General features: G+C 65.0%; 16 protein-coding genes and 2 pseudogenes. 12 read left to right on the forward strand and 6 right to left on the reverse strand.

Annotation, left to right across the window (positions count from 1 at the left end; all coding sequences use genetic code 11):
• Positions 1 to 64: 64 nt before the first annotated feature.
• Positions 65 to 169 (forward strand): annotated as a pseudogene (locus ACWTU9_RS31825) (carbohydrate ABC transporter permease); the annotation flags it as partial.
• A gap of 28 nt (positions 170 to 197) precedes the next feature.
• On the forward strand, positions 198 to 2,201 hold the full coding sequence (locus ACWTU9_RS31830) for a glycoside hydrolase family 127 protein (protein WP_455861779.1): 2,004 nt from the start codon (positions 198 to 200) through the stop codon (positions 2,199 to 2,201).
• Between the two features lies 1 nt (position 2,202).
• On the opposite strand, the gene ACWTU9_RS31835 is transcribed toward ACWTU9_RS31830, so the two are convergent.
• The 3 genes from ACWTU9_RS31835 to efp all read right to left on the reverse strand — a co-directional run bounded on the left by ACWTU9_RS31835 (position 2,203) and on the right by efp (position 5,187).
• Entirely contained in the window at positions 2,203 to 3,003 is an 801-nt protein-coding gene (locus ACWTU9_RS31835) for an endonuclease/exonuclease/phosphatase family protein (RefSeq protein ID WP_454589439.1), read from the reverse strand.
• Positions 3,004 to 3,085: 82 nt separating this feature from the next.
• Positions 3,086 to 4,546 (reverse strand): phospholipase D-like domain-containing protein, encoded by a 1,461-nt coding sequence (locus tag ACWTU9_RS31840; RefSeq protein ID WP_455861780.1) that lies wholly within the window; start codon positions 4,544 to 4,546, stop codon positions 3,086 to 3,088.
• A gap of 71 nt (positions 4,547 to 4,617) precedes the next feature.
• Positions 4,618 to 5,187: an elongation factor P gene (efp, locus tag ACWTU9_RS31845; protein ID WP_454576808.1), complete on the reverse strand. Its 570-nt coding sequence runs from the start codon at positions 5,185 to 5,187 to the stop codon at positions 4,618 to 4,620.
• 159 nt (positions 5,188 to 5,346) lie between these two features.
• Between efp and epmA the strand changes: the two genes are divergently transcribed.
• The 7 genes from epmA to lpxK all read left to right on the forward strand — a co-directional run bounded on the left by epmA (position 5,347) and on the right by lpxK (position 12,159).
• Positions 5,347 to 6,387, forward strand: coding sequence for an EF-P lysine aminoacylase EpmA (gene epmA, locus ACWTU9_RS31850; RefSeq protein WP_455861781.1), 1,041 nt, complete (start codon positions 5,347 to 5,349; stop codon positions 6,385 to 6,387).
• Positions 6,388 to 6,577: 190 nt separating this feature from the next.
• Positions 6,578 to 7,921, forward strand: a complete 1,344-nt coding sequence (locus ACWTU9_RS31855) for a TldD/PmbA family protein (RefSeq protein ID WP_454576806.1) — start codon at positions 6,578 to 6,580, stop codon at positions 7,919 to 7,921.
• A complete protein-coding gene (locus ACWTU9_RS31860) occupies positions 7,908 to 8,708 on the forward strand; it encodes a 3'(2'),5'-bisphosphate nucleotidase CysQ (protein ID WP_455861782.1) in 801 nt (266 codons plus the stop codon). The genes ACWTU9_RS31855 and ACWTU9_RS31860 overlap by 14 nt, the downstream gene beginning before the upstream one ends.
• 68 nt (positions 8,709 to 8,776) lie before the next feature.
• Positions 8,777 to 9,022 carry a DUF4170 domain-containing protein gene (locus tag ACWTU9_RS31865; protein ID WP_455861783.1) on the forward strand — a complete coding sequence of 82 codons (246 nt, stop codon included), beginning with the start codon at positions 8,777 to 8,779 and terminating at the stop codon, positions 9,020 to 9,022.
• A gap of 5 nt (positions 9,023 to 9,027) precedes the next feature.
• Positions 9,028 to 9,816 carry a lysophospholipid acyltransferase family protein gene (locus tag ACWTU9_RS31870; protein WP_455861784.1) on the forward strand — a complete coding sequence of 263 codons (789 nt, stop codon included), beginning with the start codon at positions 9,028 to 9,030 and terminating at the stop codon, positions 9,814 to 9,816.
• On the forward strand, positions 9,813 to 11,129 hold the full coding sequence (gene waaA, locus ACWTU9_RS31875) for a lipid IV(A) 3-deoxy-D-manno-octulosonic acid transferase (protein ID WP_455861785.1): 1,317 nt from the start codon (positions 9,813 to 9,815) through the stop codon (positions 11,127 to 11,129). The genes ACWTU9_RS31870 and waaA overlap by 4 nt, the downstream gene beginning before the upstream one ends.
• 1 nt (position 11,130) lies before the next feature.
• Positions 11,131 to 12,159: a tetraacyldisaccharide 4'-kinase gene (lpxK, locus tag ACWTU9_RS31880; RefSeq protein ID WP_455861786.1), complete on the forward strand. Its 1,029-nt coding sequence runs from the start codon at positions 11,131 to 11,133 to the stop codon at positions 12,157 to 12,159.
• Positions 12,160 to 12,184: 25 nt separating this feature from the next.
• Here the strand turns inward: lpxK and ACWTU9_RS31885 are convergent, their stop codons facing one another.
• The gene (locus tag ACWTU9_RS31885; protein WP_112564953.1) at positions 12,185 to 12,418 is read right to left on the reverse strand and encodes a DUF2093 domain-containing protein; all 234 of its coding nucleotides are present in this window, start codon (positions 12,416 to 12,418) and stop codon (positions 12,185 to 12,187) included.
• Positions 12,419 to 12,548: 130 nt separating this feature from the next.
• Here ACWTU9_RS31885 and ACWTU9_RS31890 point away from each other — a divergent pair, with 130 nt between their 5' ends.
• A complete protein-coding gene (locus ACWTU9_RS31890; RefSeq protein WP_455861787.1) occupies positions 12,549 to 13,148 on the forward strand; it encodes a hypothetical protein in 600 nt (199 codons plus the stop codon).
• Positions 13,149 to 13,165: 17 nt separating this feature from the next.
• Here the strand turns inward: ACWTU9_RS31890 and ACWTU9_RS31895 are convergent.
• Positions 13,166 to 14,091, reverse strand: a pseudogene (locus ACWTU9_RS31895) (LysR substrate-binding domain-containing protein).
• 92 nt (positions 14,092 to 14,183) lie between these two features.
• Here ACWTU9_RS31895 and ACWTU9_RS31900 point away from each other — a divergent pair.
• Both ACWTU9_RS31900 and ACWTU9_RS31905 read left to right on the forward strand, forming a co-directional pair.
• The gene (locus ACWTU9_RS31900) at positions 14,184 to 15,077 is read left to right on the forward strand and encodes a DMT family transporter (protein WP_455861788.1); all 894 of its coding nucleotides are present in this window, start codon (positions 14,184 to 14,186) and stop codon (positions 15,075 to 15,077) included.
• A gap of 142 nt (positions 15,078 to 15,219) precedes the next feature.
• The gene (locus tag ACWTU9_RS31905) at positions 15,220 to 15,978 is read left to right on the forward strand and encodes a hypothetical protein (protein ID WP_455861789.1); all 759 of its coding nucleotides are present in this window, start codon (positions 15,220 to 15,222) and stop codon (positions 15,976 to 15,978) included.
• A 68-nt stretch (positions 15,979 to 16,046) separates the two neighbouring features.
• Here the strand turns inward: ACWTU9_RS31905 and mutL are convergent, their stop codons facing one another.
• A complete protein-coding gene (mutL, locus tag ACWTU9_RS31910) occupies positions 16,047 to 17,900 on the reverse strand; it encodes a DNA mismatch repair endonuclease MutL (RefSeq protein ID WP_455861790.1) in 1,854 nt (617 codons plus the stop codon).
• Positions 17,901 to 17,925: the final 25 nt, after the last annotated feature.

Genomic DNA, 17,925 nt, shown 5'->3' on the forward strand with positions numbered 1-17,925 from the left:
TTTCCGTCTTCCCGTAACCATAAACACCTCTTGGTATGAGGTGTTGCGACGACCGGTTGAATCCGCCGTGCAGGCCGGCGTCACAGTGATGATGGTGCCTTGCCTCATCCTCTTCCTGTTGCTGCAGCGCTTCTACATACGCGGCCTGATGGCCGGCGCGGTGAAATGAGAAATTGCATTCGAATGGAGTTAGATTGATGACCGCATCGCAATCTGCAATTCAGGCCGGCAAGACGGGCCAGGCCGTAAAGCCCGGCAAACTGAGCCTCGCCTTCCGGCCGCTGCCGGTGCCGCAGGTCGACGTGCGTGGTTTCTGGGGCGACCGTGTCGATGCCGTGGCGTCGCGCACCGCGTCCATCCTCTACGATCGCTGCGTGGAGGCGCGCATGCTGGAGCAGATCGATCCGGACCGGCCGTCGCCCGGTGTCGTCATTCCCTTCCATTCGCCGTCGCCGGACGAGGCGGCCACGCCCGGCTTCACCGGCTCGACGGTGACGACGCAGATGTTCTGGGATTCCGACTGGGGCAAGACCATCGAGACCGCCGCCTATTCGCTCTACCGCCGCCGCAATGACGATCTGGAGAAGAAGATCGACGCCGTCATCGACATGTATGGCAAGCTGCAGCAATCCGACGGCTATCTCTCCAGTTGGTACCAGCGCATCCAGCCCGGCAAGCGGTGGACCAATCTGCGCGACTGCCACGAGCTCTATTGTGCCGGCCACCTGATCGAAGGCGCCGTCGCCTATTTCCAGGCCACGGGCAAGCGCAAGCTGCTCGACATCATGTGCCGCTATGTCGATCATATCGCGGAGAATTTCGGTCCGGAGCCCGGCAAGAAGAAGGGCTATTGCGGCCATGAGGAGATCGAGCTGGCGCTGGTCAAGCTGGCGCGGGCGACCGGCCAGCGCAAATACATGGAGCTGGCGAAATACTTCATCGACCAGCGCGGCGTCGAGCCGCATTATTTCGACGAGGAGGCGCGTGCGCGCGGCGCCGACCCGAAGGCCTATCATTTCAAGACCTACGAATACAATCAGTCGCACCGGCCGGTGCGCGAGCAGGACAAGGTCGTTGGTCATGCGGTCAGGGCGATGTACCTCTATTCCGGCATGGCCGACATCGCCACCGAATATGGCGACGATACGCTGCGGGTAGCGCTCGACCGGCTCTGGGACGATCTCACCACCAAGAGCCTGTACATCACCGGCGGCATCGGGCCCTCAGCCCACAATGAAGGCTTCACCAGCGACTACGACCTGCCCAACGAAACCGCCTATGCCGAGACCTGTGCCTCGGTCGGCCTGGTATTCTGGGCCAGCCGCATGCTCGGCATGGGGCCGAACGCGCGCTATGCCGACATGATGGAGCGGGCGCTCTACAACGGCTCGATCTCCGGCCTGTCGCTCGACGGCTCGTTGTTCTTCTACGAAAACCCGCTGGAAAGCCGGGGCAAGCATAACAGATGGAAATGGCACCGCTGCCCGTGCTGCCCGCCCAATATCGGCCGCATGGTCGCGTCGATCGGCAGCTATTTCTACAGCCTCGCCGACGATGCGCTGGCCGTCCACCTCTATGGCGACTCGACGGCGCGTTTCGACATCGCCGGCAAGGCGGTCAGCCTCGTCCAGACCAGCAACTATCCCTGGGACGGCGCGGTCTCGATCCGGGTCGAGCTGGATGCCCCCGTTGAGTTCACGCTGCATCTGCGAGTGCCGTCCTGGTGCCGCAAGGCGACGCTGAAGGTCAACGGTGCGCATGTCGACCTCGATGCCGCGTCGAACGATGGCTACGCGGCGATCCGGCGCGAGTGGCAAAAGGGCGACCGCGTCGAACTCGACCTCGACATGTCGATCTCGCGCCTGTTCGCCAACCCGCAGGTGCGCCAGGACATCGGCCGCGTAGCACTTGCGCGCGGCCCGTTGATTTACTGCGTCGAAGAGACCGACAATGCCGGCCAACTGCACCGCATCACCTTGCCGCGCACGGCTGAGATCGAGGCGCATCCCGAGCCGAACCTCCTCGGCGGCGTCGTCACCCTCTCGGCCAACGGTAGGCGGGAAACGGCGGAAAACTGGGACAACGGCCTCTATCGCACCGAGGCGCCAGCCGTCGAGCAGGCGAAGCTCAAGGCCGTCCCCTATTACGCCTGGGACAATCGTGAGCCCGGCGAGATGGTGGTGTGGTTGCGGGACGGGTGACTTACAGGCTCACGAAAGCCGTCAGCGGCAGGTGATCCGACGCCACCCGCGACAGCGGCGTGTCATGGGCTTCCACCGACGAGACCATGCCGTGCCGGTTGGCCATGATGCGGTCGAGCGCCAGCACCGGCAGGCCTGAGGGAAATGTCGGCACCGCCGGTGGCGTGAAGCCAAAGGTGGCGTGCAGCGTCTTCAGCGCCGAGCGGTTGCCCAGCCGCCATTCGTTGAGGTCGCCGAGCAGCAGGGTCGGCCTTTCATCCTGGCTGCTCATAATGTCGAGCACGACGCGGGCCTGTTCGGAGCGTGAGCGACGCAACAGGCCGAGATGCGCGGCAATGACGCGCAGCGTGCGCGTTTCGTCGAGGTCGATCTCGGCCACCAGCGCGCCGCGCGGCTCCAGCCCCGGCAGCTTGATCTGATGCACGTCACGCACGGTGCCGCGTTTGAACAGCAGCACATTGCCGCGCCAGCCATGGCCTTTGCCGTTTCCCGAAACCGGCACCGGCACCAGCCCGGTTTCGTGTTCGATCCGGGCAAGATCGAGCAGCCCGGCGCGGTCGCCGAACCGGTTGTCGGCCTCCTGCAGCGCAATGACGTCGGGACCGATTTCGCGGATGACGCGGGCGGTCCGTTCGGGGTCGAATCTGCGGTCGGTGCCGATGCATTTGTGGACATTGTAGGAGGCGACCACCATCTCGGCGCCGTCGACGTGTTTGCGCGGCGTCGCGTTCGCCTTGCGCGCTTTCCTGCCGCGGATCGACAGGAGCACGGTCTCCGGGAGGCTGCGTCCGTTAATGTCCATTGGCCTGCTATTCGATTTCCTTGGTTCTTAGTTTTATGCATGCCGTTATCTCAAAACCGTGACCACTTTTGAGCGACATGCATTAGAGATAGGGCGATCCCAGCCATAGCAACCGGTCAAAGACGCGGATGACGAATGGCCGCGCCTTCAGGGTTGCGAGTGTGACGGGTTTGGCCGAAACGATTGCCGCTCCGATGCGCGCTTCGATCTCGGCGGCAAAGCCTGCATCCAGAACCTCCAGGTCGATCTCGAAATTCAGCCGCAGCGACCGGGCATCGAGGTTGGAGGAGCCGACATAGGCCCACACGCCATCGACCGACAGCAGCTTCGAATGGTCGAACGATCCCTCATGGCGCCAGACACGGCAATAGTGCTTGAGCACCTGGTCGTATTGCGCCGTCATGGCGCGGCCGACCAGGAAGAGATTGTTCACCGCCGGCACGACGATGTCGATCTCTACGCCGCGCCTGGCCGCCGTGGTCAGCGCGCTGATAAATTCCCGGTCCGGCAGGAAATAGGGTGACATGATGCGGATCGATTTGCGGGCGACCGAAAATGCCCCCATCAGCAATTTGTGATTGGTCTCGTTGCTGGCATCCGGCCCCGACGCCACGGCCCGCACCAGGATCGGCTGACCGGGCGGCGGCGAGGGTTTTTCCACCTGCCAGACCTCGTCCTTGAGGGCTTCGTTGCCGGCAAAACGCCAGTCTTCGGCGGCAACCGCAAACAGGTCTGCCACGAGCGGTCCGGTGACCTGGAAATGCGTATCCGCCGAACTGGCGGTTCCCACGAATTCGGCCGAGAATCCCTTGCGGATGTTCATGCCTCCCGTGAAAGCCACCGCACCGTCGACGATCAGAATCTTCCTGTGGGTTCTCAGATTCGCATAGGGAAGTCTCAGGCCCATGACGATGTTGCCGTTGAAGAGATCGACGGTGACGCCGGCTTCCCGGAGGGTCGTGAGAATGCTGGGCACGGAATAGCGCACGCCGACGGCATCGATGAGCACGCGGACGGTTACACCGCGCCGGACCGCGCCGGCCAGCGATTCGACGAAACGCTGCCCGACCTCGTCATTGTCGAATATGTAGGTCTCGAGCAGGACGCTGCGCTTGGCGTCGTCGATTGCCCGGCGCATTGCTGCGTAAGCGTCGTCACCTGTCTTCAGGATGGTGATTGCGTTGCCCGAAAGCAGGCCGCGCCGCGCCACCCGGTCGCCCAGTGTCTTCAGGCCGGCAAAGCGTTGGCCGAATTGCGCTGAGATAAGCGCTTCCAGCGCAATGTCGCGGTCTTGCTTGGCCGTCTCGGCTTCGCCGGCCACGGGCCGCATGGCGCTGATTGTCGCGCGGCGGATGCGGTTGATCCCGGCAATGGCGTAGATGATCGCGCCCAGGAAGGGCGACAAAAGCATCACACCCACCCAGCCGGTGGCGGCGCGGACGTCTTCCTTCGTCATGATGGCGTGGACGATGCCGATGGCGGCCATCAGCATCGGAATGATCATGAGGATCAGAGGCCAGTAGGTCACAAAGGTCTGCCACATCGGCAGGACTATCGATTGAGCGGCCGCAGAAGGCAATGCAAGGGACTAACCAGGATTGAGGCGCTCGCGCCTCAATCCTTCGCGCGCTCCACATAGGAGCCGTCGGCCGTCATCACCACAACGCGGGTGCCGGGGGCGATGTGCGGGGGAACTGCCGTGCGCACGCCGTTGGACAGCACGGCCGGTTTGTAGGACGACGATGCCGTCTGTCCCTTGGTCGTAGGCTCGGTCTCGACCACCTCGAACGTGGCGCGCTGCGGCAGCACCAGGGCAATCGCTATGCCGTTGAACTGCGAGATCTGCACCGCCATCCCTTCGAGCAGGTAAGGCGCCATATCGCCGACCACGCTTTCCGGCACCGCGACCTGGTCGTAGCTCTCCGGGTTCATGAAGTGATAGCCTTCGCCATCGGCGTAGAGGAAGGTGTGCTCGCGGTCCTCGACATAGGCGCGCTCGACCTGTTCGGTGGTGCGGTAGCGTTCCGAAACCTTCACCCCGTCGGAGATGCGGCGCATGTCGAGCTGGGTGACCGGCGTGCCCTTGCCAGGGTGGATGTTTTCGGCAAAGAGGATCACGTAAAGCTTGCCGTCCTTGTCGACGACGTTGCCTTTACGCAGGGAACTGGCGATGACCTTCACCACGGTTTTCAATCCTAGACTTCGTTGGCCTGAAACGATTGTTCGGCGCAAATCGGCTGCGAGAGCCGTCGCCGTAGCGCATCTTGGCGCGAACCGCCAGCCCTGTCAGCAATTCCGTTGCCTGGCAAAGCCAAGACCTGCAAACCCAGGACCTGCAAACCAATGACCGAGGCTTCGCCCTGGTGGACGCCGGACGTTCACGCCGACCGTCGGCCGCGGCTGATTGCCCGCAACGGTATCGCGGCCGCCATGCGCGACTGGTTTGGCGAGCGCGACTTCATCGAGGTCGAGACGGCGGCGCTGCAAATCTCGCCCGGCAATGAGGCGCATCTCTCGGCCTTCGCCACCGAGGCGATCGGCGCCGACGGCGAGCGCCGGCCGCTCTATCTCCACACCTCGCCGGAATTCGCGTGCAAGAAGCTGCTTGCCGCCGGCGAAAAGCGCATCTTCAGCCTGGGTGCCGTCTGGCGCAACCGCGAGCGCGGCCCCTTGCATCATCCGGAATTCACCATGCTCGAATGGTACCGGGTCGGCGAGACCTATGAGAGCCTGATGGGAGACTGCTCCGAGCTGCTGAAGCTGGCGGCCGAGCGGGCCGGTGCAAAGATCTTCCGATTTCGCGGCCGCGAGGCCGATCCGTTTGCCGACCCGGAACGGCTCAGCGTGGCCGAGGCCTTTACGCGCTACGCCGGCATTGATCTTCTCGCCACGGTGGCGGTGGGCGGGAGCACCGACCGCGATGCGCTCCATGAGGCCCTGGTCAAGGCCGGCATGCGCACGGCCGACGACGACAATTGGGCCGATCTGTTCAGCCGCGTGATGGTCGAAAGGGTCGAGCCAATGCTGGGGCAGGGGCGAGCCACCATCCTCTACGGCTATCCGATCTCGGAGGCAGCCCTTGCCCGGCCGAGCGCCGATGACCCGCGCGTTGCCGAGCGCTTCGAGCTCTATTGCTGCGGCGTCGAGCTCGCCAACGCTTTCGGCGAGCTGACTGACGCGGCCGAGCAGCGCCGGCGCTTCGCCGCCGAAATGGACGAGAAAGAGCGCGTCTATGGCGAGCGCTATCCGCTGGACGAAGACTTTCTCGCAGCCCTCGCCATAATGCCGCAAGCCAGCGGCTCGGCGCTCGGTTTCGATCGGCTGGTGATGTTAGCGACGGGCGCGGCCAGGATCGACGACGTGATCTGGACGCCGGTCGCCTGAAGAACGGGCAGGGCGGCTATCGCCTCCGCGGCCGCTTCTGGCTGCCGTCGTGCCAGTAGATTTGCGTTCTGCTCGGGCGCTATGCCGCAGCGGCGCAATTGCCGGTGCGCCATTGCACAAGCCGCAGCGGGACAATAGATGGTGCAGCAGCCGCGACCGCCGGGCGCGGCTTGGAGCCAGGACTATGCGCATGACGAATACATCAGAGGCAGCGAAACTGACCGACCGCGTCGCGGCTCTGGTCGAGGCTGCCAAGCGGGCCGGCGCCGACGCCGCCGATGCGGTCGCCGTGCGCGGCCGCTCGACCGGCGTGTCGGTGCGACTGGGCAAGGTCGAGAACACCGAATCCTCCGAAGGCGACGATGTCTCGCTGCGCGTCTTCATCGGCAACCGGGTGGCGAGCGTGTCGGCGACGGCGGCGTCAGACCCCAAGGCACTGGCCGAGCGCGCCGTGGCGATGGCGAAAGTCTCGCCCGAGGATCCCTATCAGGGTCTCGCCGATCCGGCTTTGCTGGTTGGCAAGGTGCGGGACCTCGATCTGTTCGACGCCACCGAGGTCTCGGCCGATCAATTGAAGGAAGCGGCTTTGGCCGCCGAGGAAGCAGCCCTTGCCGTCAAGGGCGTCACCAATTCGGCCGGCAGCGGCGCCAGCGCTGGTCTCGGCGGACTGGTGCTCGCGACGTCGAACGGCTTCGTCGGCCACTATGTCGCCTCGCGCTTTTCGCGCTCGGCCAGCGTGATTGCGGGCGAGGGCACCGGCATGGAGCGCGACTACGAATATTCCTCGCACCAGCATTTTTCCGATCTCGATGCGCCGGAACTGATCGGCCGCAAGGCTGGCGAGCGTGCCGTGCGCCGCCTCGGTGCCCGCAAGGCAGCGACCGGTCCGGTCAACGTCGTGTTCGATCCGCGCGTCGCGCGCGGCATTGCCGGCCATCTCGCCGGCGCCATCAACGGCGCTTCGGTGGCGCGCAAGACCAGTTTTTTGCGCGAGATGATGGGCAAGCAGGTCGCATCGGCTGACATCACCGTCACCGACGAGCCGCTCCGGCGTCGCGGCCAGGCCTCGCGTCCCTTCGACGGCGAAGGTGTCGAAGGCGAAAAGCTGCTGATGGTCGAAAACGGCGTGCTGAAGCACTGGTTCCTGTCGACGTCCGCGGCGCGGGAATTGGGGCTGACCACCAACGGACGCGGCGCGCGCAGCGGCTCCTCGGTGTCGCCGTCATCGACCAATCTCGCCATTGAGCCGGGCGACAGGACGCCGGAAGATCTGATCAAGTCGCTGAAATCAGGCTTTTATGTCACCGAAGTGTTCGGCCAGGGCGTCGACATGGTGACTGGGGAATACAGCCGAGGTGCGTCGGGCTTCTGGATCGACAATGGCGAGCTGGCCTATCCGGTGGCCGAGGTGACCATTGCCTCCAATTTGAAGACGATGTTCCTCAACATGGTGCCGGCGAGCGACCTCGACCGCAATTTCGGCACCGCCGCACCGACGCTGCTGATCGAAGGAATGACCCTTGCCGGCGCATGACCCGGTCATATCAGCTGCAGAAGACCTCCAGCTTTTGCGCGATGCCGCCCGCGAGGCCGGCGCCATCGCCATGCGCTATTTCGGCAAGAACCCGCAAGTGTGGATGAAGGGGGGCACCTCGCCCGTCAGCGAAGCCGACCATGCGGCCGACGCCTATCTGCGCGAAACCCTGCTTGCGGCGCGGCCGGATTATGGCTGGCTGTCGGAGGAGACGACGGACGATCCTGCGCGGCTGCAGGCACGCCGCACCTTCGTCGTCGATCCCATAGACGGCACGCGCGGCTTCCTCGAAGGCCTGCGCTCCTGGTGCGTCAGTGTTGCCGTGGTCGAGAACGGCCGCACGCTTGCCGGCGTGCTCGAATGTCCGGCCATGGACGAAACCTATTGGGCGATGCCCGGGCAGGGCGCATTCCTTAATGGCAAGCCGATTGCCGTGCGCCGCTTGGGCGAGACGGTCGAAATCGGCGGGCTGAAGCAGCTGATCGACCTGATGCCGGCGGAGTGGCAGGGCAGGGTGCGGCGGGCGGCTCATATTCCCTCGCTTGCCTACCGGCTGGCGATGGTCGCCAACGGCACGCTCGACGCCACCTTCGTCAAGCCCAACGCGCATGACTGGGATATTGCCGCCGCCGATCTCATCTTGCGCGAGGCCGGCGGCGCCGTGCTCGACGGGCACGGCCGCGCGCCGCTTTACGCCGGCGAAGTGATCCGCCACGGAGCGCTGGTCGCCGGCAGCGGCGAGCTGCTGACCGTGCTTGCCGGCGTCATTGCCGGTACGGAAGCGTGATCGAAGGTTCCAAAGTCGACGGCTTTGGTCTAGACCTGTCGCAAACTCACAATATGTGAAGGACCGAAATGGCCGCGGAAGACGGAAAGAAACAGCTTTTGCACCTGGTGTTCGGCGGCGAGCTGAAGAAGCTGGGCGGCACCGAGTTCCGCGATCTCGACGCGCTCGACATTGTCGGCGTCTATCCGGATTACCAAACCGCACACACCGCGTGGAAAGCCAAGGCGCAAGCCAGCGTGGACAATGCCCATATGCGCTATTTCGTGGTTCATCTGCACCGCCTGCTCGACCCTGAAGGCAAGGCCGGCAGTTGACAGCGATGGAGCAAGAAGCGGTGAAAGGGCAGCCCACGGGCGCCGCGGTCAGAAGGGGACGCGGCGGCAGTACGAAGACGTTCTGGCGCAAGATCCGCGAGCCGTTGGCGCAGTCGCGAATCGTCAAGAGCCTCATCGTCAGCCTGCTCGCATGGTTCGTCCGCCTGGTGCGGCTGACCAACCGCGTGGTCGAAGGCTCGGCGAAGTTTTCAGGCGGTGCCTATGCCGAATTCGAGCCCGGCATCATCGCCCTCTGGCATGGCCAGCATTTGCTCACCCCTGCCTATTATCCTAAGGGGCGGCCGCTGGTTGCCATGGTCTCACGCAGCGCCGATGCCGAACTCAACGCGCTGATGATCGAAAAATTCGGCATCGAGGCGGTGCGCGGTTCCGGTGGTCGCGACAGCTCGAAGCATCTCGACAAGGGCGGCGCCAAGGCGCTCATTGCCCTGAAAAAGTCACTCGTCGCCGGCAAGAACGTCGCCATGATCGCCGACATTCCCCACGGCACGCCGCGCGACGCGGGGCTTGGCATCGTTCTCCTGGCGCGGCTTTCGGGCCGGCCGATCATGCCTGCCGCCATCGCCACCAGCCGCCGCAAGGTGCTGGAACGGAGCTGGGACAAGACCACCATCAACCTGCCGTTCGGCCGCTCCTCGATCGTCATCGGAACGCCGGTGTTCGTGCCGGCCAATGCCGATGAAGCCGAAATGGAGCGCAAGCGCGTGGAAGTCACTGCCGCGCTCAATGCCGCGACTGCCGAGGCCTATCGCCTCGTGGACGGCAATCCATGAGCGAGCGCTGGGCGCGCGCCTTCCTGACGGCGTACCGCTTCGCCGGTGCGGCTGCCTATCCGCTGATCGGGCCTTACGTCGCCTGGCGCACGTCGCAGGGCAAGGAGGACCGAAGCCGCAGCCGCGAGCGCTATGGCGTTGCCGGGCGGCCACGGCCTGAAGGGCCGGTGATCTGGATCCATGCGGCAAGCGTCGGCGAGACTATTGCGGTCGTGCCTCTGGTGCAAAGCATCCTCGACTACGGCGTCAACATCGTGCTGACGACAGGCACGGTGACCTCTGCGCAGGTCGCCGACGAGCGGCTCGGCGACCGCATCATCCACCAATATGTCCCGCTCGACCTCAAGCCGGCGGTCAGCCGCTTCCTCGATCACTGGCGGCCGGACCTGGCGATCATCGCCGAATCCGAGATCTGGCCTATGACCATCCTCGAGCTCGGCGCCCGCCGCGTGCCGCAGGTGCTGGTCAACGGCCGGCTGTCCGACCGTTCGTTCAAATCCTGGAAGAAGCGCGCCAACATCGCCGAGGCGCTGTTCGAGAACCTCGCCCATGTCGTTGCCCAGTCGGATGTCGACGGTGAACGGTTTCGCGCGCTTGGTGCCCGGCCGGTCACCGTGTCCGGCAACCTCAAGGTCGACACCTTGCCGCCGCCAGTCGACGAAAGGACGCTGGCGACGCTGAAGCGCCAGATCGCCGGCCGCCCGACATGGGCGGCGATCTCGACCCATGACGGCGAGGAAGTGGTCGCGGCGGAAGTCCACGCCACGCTCTACAAGCGCCATCATGGGTTGCTCACGATCATCGTCCCGCGCCATCCCGACCGCGCCGAAGCGCTTGCCGCGCAGATTTCCGGCATGGGCCTGAAGCTGGCGCGGCGCAGCAAGGGCGACAGGATCACCGCCGACACCGATATCCTGCTTGGCGACACGATCGGCGAGATGGGGCTTTATCTCCGGCTGACGGAAATCGCCTTTGTCGGCCGCTCGCTGACCTCGGAAGGCGGCCAGAACCCGCTGGAGCCGGCCATGCTCGACACCGCTGTGCTTGCCGGCCGCAACGTCCAGAATTTCCGCGAAGCCTATCAGCGGCTACTCGACAGCGGCGGCGCCAAGCTGGTGCGCGACCGCGACATGCTGGCCGGCGCCGTCAATTTTCTGCTGAGCAATGAAGTCGCCCGCCATGAGATGATGGCGGCCGGTGCCGCCACCGTCGACCAGATGCGCGGCGCGCTGGCGCACACGCTGAAGTCGCTTGAGCCTTACATCCAGCCTCTGATCGTCAAGTCGCGCCTGAAGGGCGCCGACGGGCGATAGGATGGCCTCCGAAGCACCACCTTTCTGGTGGGAAGCCCCGGACTGGCGGGTCTTTGCGTTGTCGCCGCTATCGGCCGCCTATGCCCTCGTCGCCGGCCGCCGCATGCGCCGGGCGGCGCGCGAAAAGATCGATGCGCCAGTACTTTGCGTCGGCAATTTCACCGTCGGCGGCAGCGGCAAGACGCCGGTAGCGATCGCACTGGCAAACCAGGCCAGGCGCATGCAGCTCAATCCCGGTTTCCTGTCGCGCGGCCATGGCGGCTCATTCGCGCAGCCGCATGTCGTTGATATCAATCACGACGCCGCCAAGCATGTCGGCGACGAGCCGCTGCTCTTGGCCGAGCACGCGCCGGTCGCGGTGAGCCCCAACCGCGCCGCCGGCGCCAAACTGCTTATGGAAGCCCATGGCTGCGATTTCCTGATTATGGATGACGGCTTTCAGAGCGCGCGCATCCATATCGATTATGCGCTGGTCGTCGTTGACGCGCGCTACGGCATCGGCAATGGGCGCGTCATTCCAGGCGGGCCGCTGCGAGCCAACATCGTCGACCAACTGGTGTTCACCGACGGGCTGTTGAAGATGGGCGAGGGCACCGCCGCCGACCAGGTCGTGCGCCAGGCGGCGCGCGCCGGCCGGCCGATCTTCGAGGCGCATGCCGAGCCAGCCGGCAAGGAACGCTTCGCAGGTCGGCGTTTGCTCGCCTTTGCCGGCATCGGCCATCCTGAAAAATTCTTCGACACGCTGCGCGGCACCGGCGCGGACGTGGCGCTGACCCGGTCGTTTCCCGACCACCATTTCTATGCCCCCGACGAACTCACCGAGCTGGCGGCAACCGCGCGACGCGAGGGACTGGGCCTCGTCACCACCGCCAAGGACGCCGCCCGGCTGCGCCATGGCGCAGCGTCGGCCGAATTCCTTGGCCAGCTCGACGTGCTGGAGATCGACGCCACGTTCGAGCTCGACAACGTTCCGGAGCGCATTATCGACGAGACGCTGGATGCTTGGCGACAGCGCAAGCTGCGGGGCTGAGTTCGGCTCGGCAGGTGGGCTGGCGTCAGCGCCGGCTGCGCAGTTCCGGATGCGTCTCGATCTCGCGGCGCAGCGAGGCGGCGGCGCTGACATAGGGTTCCTGCCTGGCGACGCTCCAGTATTTCAACTCGTCCAGCGGGATGCTCTCACCTGTCACCGCGCAGCGCACGAATGCGCCGGGGCTGGTGACCTGGAAGTCGCCGTCGAGATAGCGGATCCGGGCTTCCTTGCCGCCAGGGCCTTCGAAGCGGTTCATCATGGGGTGGTGCCAAATGGGGCGGTGACTGACTTCATGCTGATTTCATCGCCATAAATTGCCGGCAAGGTCAAGCTTGACGCAATGCTGAGGCTCTATTGTCACGCCGCAAACCCGTTTTCATGGGACCGGCATGGACATTTCATCCGCCCGCCTGACCGCTCTGCTGCGCGAAGCCATGGTATTGGCGGCGATGCCGTCGGCCAAGGCCGATCCGGCGAAAGCAGCGCTTGTCAAGGCGCTGGCGCAGCCGCCGGCTCCGTCCGGCGCGCCTTTGCCGCCGGCTGCGACGCCGGCGCTGCAGGCACTGTTGTCCGCCACCCCCGCCAAGGCGCAGCAGACAGGATCGACTGAAGTCCTGCAGGCCTATCTGGCAATTGCTGAACCAGGCGCCGAGGCGCCAGATGATGCGGGGCCGCCGACAAGAGCCGCGGCGCCTGCACCGGCAAACGACGACGCACAGAGCGGTCTGAATATGCCGCCGGCACGGGTCGACGACGGCGCCGCCGCAAAACCCGCAGGCCTGCCATGGCTGGCCTTTCTCGTCCCCGAGGTTTCACCGCGACGCCGCGCCTCTGGCACCGACGCTGCGGCGAAGCGCGGGCAGGCGACCTCACGAGCGAATGATGCGACGCGGCCCGGAGACAGGCGGCAGATGCGTGTCGGCCTGATGGCGCTGGCGGTCGGGTTTCTGGCCGTCGCGATTGCTGGCTTCGTCCTGGTGCTGCGCTGAGTGCCGAACGATTGATCCTACCGTTCAGCTTCGAGGAACGCTTCCATCTTGTCCATAGCCAGCCCCGCCTCGACGGCGATGCGGCGCGAAAGTTCTGCGGCAGCCGTGCGCGGCCGCCCCAGCGGCCGGTCGAGCCAATACGACACCGGGTTGAGCGCGGTGCGCTCGTCGACCGCGACGATGCGGCCCGTATCCAGCTGATGCCCTGTCAGTGGCGGCCGCGCCAGCGCGATGCCGAGCCCATAGGCGGCGGCATCAAGCACCAGATTGTAGTCCTCGAAACGGCGGTCTTGCGGGCGCGGGCGATAGTCCATGCCTTGCGCGGCAAACCAGGCGCGCCAGCCGGAAGCGTCGGAATCGCTGATCAGCGGAAATCTGAGCAACCGGGCCGGGTCGCCGCGGCCGATCTCGCGGGCAAGGCCAGGGGCGGCGACGGGAAAGACATATTCCTCGAACAGCTTCACCGAGATCCGGCCCGGAATGCCGCCACGGCCGCAACGGATCGACAGGTCGATGCCTTCATCGGCAAGGTCGGCCTGGCGGATGTCGACGTCGAGGACGATGCGCAGCTTGCTGGGATTGTTCTCCAGCGCCGCCATGCGCGGCATCAGCCACAGCCCGCTGACCGAGGGGATCGAGGTCAGCCGCACCACGGCGGTGCCGCGCGGTTCGACCCAGCGGTCGGAATGGGTGGAGATCAGCGCAAAGGCTTCCGCCGTGCGCAGATGCAGGCGGTTGCCCTCGATGGTCAGGGAGACGCCGCGCGCGCCGCGGTCGAACACTTTCAGACCCAGCCAGTCCTCCAGCTTGGCGATCTGCCTGCTGACGGCGCCATGGGTGTGTTGAGTTTCTCGGCCGCGGCCGAAAAGCTCCCGGTACGTGCCGCAGCATCGAAGGCGCGCAGTGTCTCGAGCGGAACCATTGTGTCTGAGCTGTGATCCATAGTCACAGGTGATCCTCGATTTGATCGTTTGTCAACGGCGCCGAAAAGGCGCTTTCTGCCTTTCAACACCCTAGAAACCTGAGGACAGACAGATGAGCGCAACCACCAGCACGTCGAATCCGACACAGCGGATGGACACCACAGCAGCCATCGCGGTGGCGTTGACGGTGGTCGGCTGGGCCTCGGCCTTTCCCGCGATCCGCGCCGGCCTCGCCGCCTTCGGGCCGCTGGAACTCGGCGCGCTGCGCTTTGCCATTGCCGCGGTGCCGGCGGCGATCTTTCTTGCCGTCAAGCGCCCGGCGCTGCCGCGGCTCGACGAAGTGTGGCGCCTCGCCTTTGGCGGCGCCATTTTCGTCGCGCTCTACACTGTCATGCTCAACTACGGCGAACTGACCGTGTCGGCTGGCGCCGCCGGCTTCATCATCAATGTTAGCCCGATTTTCACCGCCATCATGGCGATGGCACTGCTCGGCGAGCGCTTCTCAGGCTGGGCCTGGTTCGGCACGGCCATTTCCTTCGCCGGCATCGGCATCATCGCCGTGGCCGACGGGAATGGCCTGCATTTCGACACCGGCGCGTTGCTGGTTCTTGGCTCCGCGCTGTGCTCGGCCGTCAACACGATCGTCCAGAAGCCGCTGTTTGCCCGCCATCACCCGCTGACCATTTCGGCCTCGAATATGATCCTCGGTGCTCTTTGTCTGGCGCCCTTTCTGCCAAGCGCCTTTGCGCAGGCAGCGGTCGCCAACACAGCCGGGATCGGCGCGGTGATCTTTCTCGGCATCGTGCCGAGCCTGATCGCCTATGCCGCCTGGGCAACCGCGCTGTCGCGCCTCCCGGCCGCCCGCGCTTCAAACTTCCTCTATCTGGTCTCGCCCATGTCTGCCCTGATCGGCTTCTTCTGGCTCGGCGAAGTCCCGACGCTGCTCGGCATCCTCGGCGGCGCGCTGGCGCTCGGCGGCGTCATCGTGGTGAATTTGAAACGCTAGATCAGCGGGTTGGACCGTTTTCCCGAATCAAGATGAGAGCTGCGCGGAAGTTTCGCGGTTCACGAGACAGCCGACTGTCGCTGCAATGCAGACATGACCCCGCCGGGTGGATATGGTGAGTTGCATTCACTTGGGGGGCGGGATGGTAAGGCAGTTCGTATCGGCCGTATTTTGCTTGTTGCTGGCCAGCGGTAAAGCCTGGGCGGGTTGGTATCACGTGGAGAACTATGAAGGCTCCATTGGCCCCAACCCCGTCCATCTCTCCTTGCAGACCTACACGTTCGGCAGTGGCCTCACGGTCCAGGGCAGTCTCTTCTACGACGCCAAGCAAAGTCCGATCGCGCTCTACGGCAAAGCCAACGGCGCCAGCATCTCACTTTGCGAGATTGCGGATGACAAGGACTTCCAGCGCGTCATCGTCATGGGCTCCAAAACGCCCTTCGACGTCACCGGATGCCCTTTTGCTCTCGAACTCGGCGATGGCGTCCTGACGGGGAGCTGGAACAAGGGCGCGGATACATATCCGGTCGCGTTGAAGAGGGTCGCGAACCTGGACGACATTGGCGAGGGGAAGATCGACGGAGTCGTAGAAATTCCCTTCTGGGCGCAGACGGCTCGTGACAGGTTCGCCGGTGTCTACACCAACACCAGCGCCGGCCTCTGCATGGCGAAGGTGCAGGTCATCAAAAAGCGCAGCGGGAAAGTCGTCCAGGAAATCGCCTTCAAAGATGACGACGCATGCAGTGCCGGCATGCTGATGACGTCCATCTACAGGAACGTTGAGAAGTGGGTCGAGGGAGGCAAGAACGTCATTTCCGTGAATTTTCGAGGTGGCGGCGCCGGAACCACGATCGACTACGTCTTCAACTCCAGGGCGAAGAAATACCTCAAGAAGAAATAGCTCCCTACCTCCCCCTTGTGGGGAGGTCGGACCAAGGTCCGGGTTGGGACTGCGCCCTATGCGATTACTCACCGCCGCCCGAAGAGCCGCTCGAGATCGGCGAGCTTGAGCTCGATATAGGTCGGGCGGCCGTGGTTGCAGGTGCCGGATCCCGGCGTCGCTTCCATCTGGCGCAGCAGCGCGTTCATCTCTTCGGGTTTGAGCAGGCGGCCGGAACGGACCGAGCCGTGGCAGGCCATGGTGGCCGCGATCTTGTCCAGCCGCTCCTTCAGCGTCTCGACCGTGTCATTGTCGGCGATCTCGTCGGCAAGGTCGCGCACCAGCTGCTGGACATTGGTTTCGCCCAGCATTGACGGCGTCTCTCGCACCGCCACTGCACCAGGGCCGAAGCGCTCGATGCCGAGGCCGAAGCGGGCCAGCGTTTCGGAGTGCAAAGCCAGCCGCTCGGCATCCTCCTCCGGCAGGTCGACGATCTCCGGCAACAGCAGCATCTGCGAGGGCACCGCGCGCGAATGCAGCGCATTCTTCAGCGCCTCATAGACCAGCCGCTCATGCGCCGCATGCTGGTCGACTATAACCAGCGAATCCCTGGTTTGCGCCACGATATAGTTCTCATGCACCTGCGCGCGGGCAGCACCCAGTGCTGTGCCAAGCAGCGTCTCGGCCGGTTCGGCTATGCCGGCACGCGCGTCGGCGCTCGAAAGCGGGCCGGCATCAAACGCCGCCTGGTCGTTTTCGCGGAAACCGGCGCCGTCAAATCCCATGTCCAGTGGCCGCTGCGGCGAGCGGTCGAAACCCGCAAAGCCCGACGCGCGAGTGGCCGCGTCGTAGCTGCGATGACCATTGGCCGGGCCGGCATGGGCATACGACGCAGCACCCGGCCGGAACGCTGCCATCATCCCGGCAGCCCCGCTGGTGGCAGCGCGGATGCCTGCATTGGCTAGCGCCTCGCGGATGGCGCCGACGATCAGCCCGCGCACCAGGCCTGGGTCGCGGAAGCGCACATCGGCCTTGGCCGGGTGGACGTTGACGTCGACGGTCGCCGGATCGAGCGTTAGGAACAGCACGGTGACAGCATGGCGGTCGCGCGGCAGCACATCGGCGAAGGCGCCGCGAATGGCGCCGGCGATCAGCTTGTCGCGCACCGGCCGGCCGTTGACATAGGCATATTGCTGCAGCGCGTTGGCGCGGGTGAATGACGGGATCGAGACGTGGCCGGTCAGATGCACGCCGTCGCGGCTGGCGTCGATGGCAATGGAATTGTCGGGGAACTCGGCGCCCATGACCTGGGCGACGCGGCGCAGGCTGCCTTCCGCGCTGTCGTCGGTCGCTGGCAATTCCAGCGTCGAGCGGTCGGAGCCGGCCAGCGTGAAGCGCACGGCGGGGAAGGCGATGGCGATGCGCTTGACCACATCGCTGGTCGCCGAGCTTTCCGCCCGCTCGCCTTTCATGAACTTGAGCCTTGCCGGCGTGGCGAAGAACAGGTCGCGCACCTCGACCGTGGTGCCACGGTTGGCAGCCGCTGGCCTGACAGCGGAAACCCGGCCACCTTCGATGACGATCTCGGCGGCCGCATCACCGGAGGCCGTGCGCGAGCGGATTGACAGCTGCGCCACCGAGCCGATCGACGGCAGCGCCTCGCCGCGGAAGCCGAGCGAGCGGATGTCGTGAATGTTGTCGGCAAGCTTGGAGGTGCAATGGCGCGCGATCGCCAGCGAAAGCTCCGGTTCGGGGATGCCCGAGCCGTCATCGGTGACGCGGATCAGGTTGAGCCCACCGCCGGCGGTGATGACCTCAACGCGAGTGGCGCAGGCGTCGAGCGCGTTCTCAACCAGTTCCTTCACCACGCTCGCCGGACGCTCGATGACTTCGCCGGCGGCGATCTGGTTGATCATCGTTTCGGAAAGCTGGCGAATGGGCATCGGGCACTATAGGCGGATTCGAAGG

The sequence above is a fragment of the Mesorhizobium sp. 128a genome (genome assembly GCF_053848025.1).

Excerpts from the sequence above, each read along its gene's own strand:
- ACWTU9_RS31905 (WP_455861789.1), top strand. The coding sequence starts at position 15,220 with ATGGTAAGGCAGTTCGTATCGGCCGTATTTTGCTTGTTGCTGGCCAGC.
- waaA (WP_455861785.1), top strand. The coding sequence starts at position 9,813 with ATGAGCGAGCGCTGGGCGCGCGCCTTCCTGACGGCGTACCGCTTCGCC.
- ACWTU9_RS31885 (WP_112564953.1), bottom strand. The coding sequence starts at position 12,418 with ATGATGAACCGCTTCGAAGGCCCTGGCGGCAAGGAAGCCCGGATCCGC.
- ACWTU9_RS31840 (WP_455861780.1), bottom strand. The coding sequence starts at position 4,546 with ATGTGGCAGACCTTTGTGACCTACTGGCCTCTGATCCTCATGATCATT.
- ACWTU9_RS31900 (WP_455861788.1), top strand. The coding sequence starts at position 14,184 with ATGAGCGCAACCACCAGCACGTCGAATCCGACACAGCGGATGGACACC.
- ACWTU9_RS31865 (WP_455861783.1), top strand. The coding sequence starts at position 8,777 with ATGGCCGCGGAAGACGGAAAGAAACAGCTTTTGCACCTGGTGTTCGGC.
- ACWTU9_RS31870 (WP_455861784.1), top strand. The coding sequence starts at position 9,028 with ATGGAGCAAGAAGCGGTGAAAGGGCAGCCCACGGGCGCCGCGGTCAGA.
- ACWTU9_RS31855 (WP_454576806.1), top strand. The coding sequence starts at position 6,578 with ATGACGAATACATCAGAGGCAGCGAAACTGACCGACCGCGTCGCGGCT.
- ACWTU9_RS31830 (WP_455861779.1), top strand. The coding sequence starts at position 198 with ATGACCGCATCGCAATCTGCAATTCAGGCCGGCAAGACGGGCCAGGCC.
- ACWTU9_RS31890 (WP_455861787.1), top strand. The coding sequence starts at position 12,549 with ATGGACATTTCATCCGCCCGCCTGACCGCTCTGCTGCGCGAAGCCATG.
- ACWTU9_RS31835 (WP_454589439.1), bottom strand. The coding sequence starts at position 3,003 with ATGGACATTAACGGACGCAGCCTCCCGGAGACCGTGCTCCTGTCGATC.
- mutL (WP_455861790.1), bottom strand. The coding sequence starts at position 17,900 with ATGCCCATTCGCCAGCTTTCCGAAACGATGATCAACCAGATCGCCGCC.
- epmA (WP_455861781.1), top strand. The coding sequence starts at position 5,347 with ATGACCGAGGCTTCGCCCTGGTGGACGCCGGACGTTCACGCCGACCGT.
- lpxK (WP_455861786.1), top strand. The coding sequence starts at position 11,131 with ATGGCCTCCGAAGCACCACCTTTCTGGTGGGAAGCCCCGGACTGGCGG.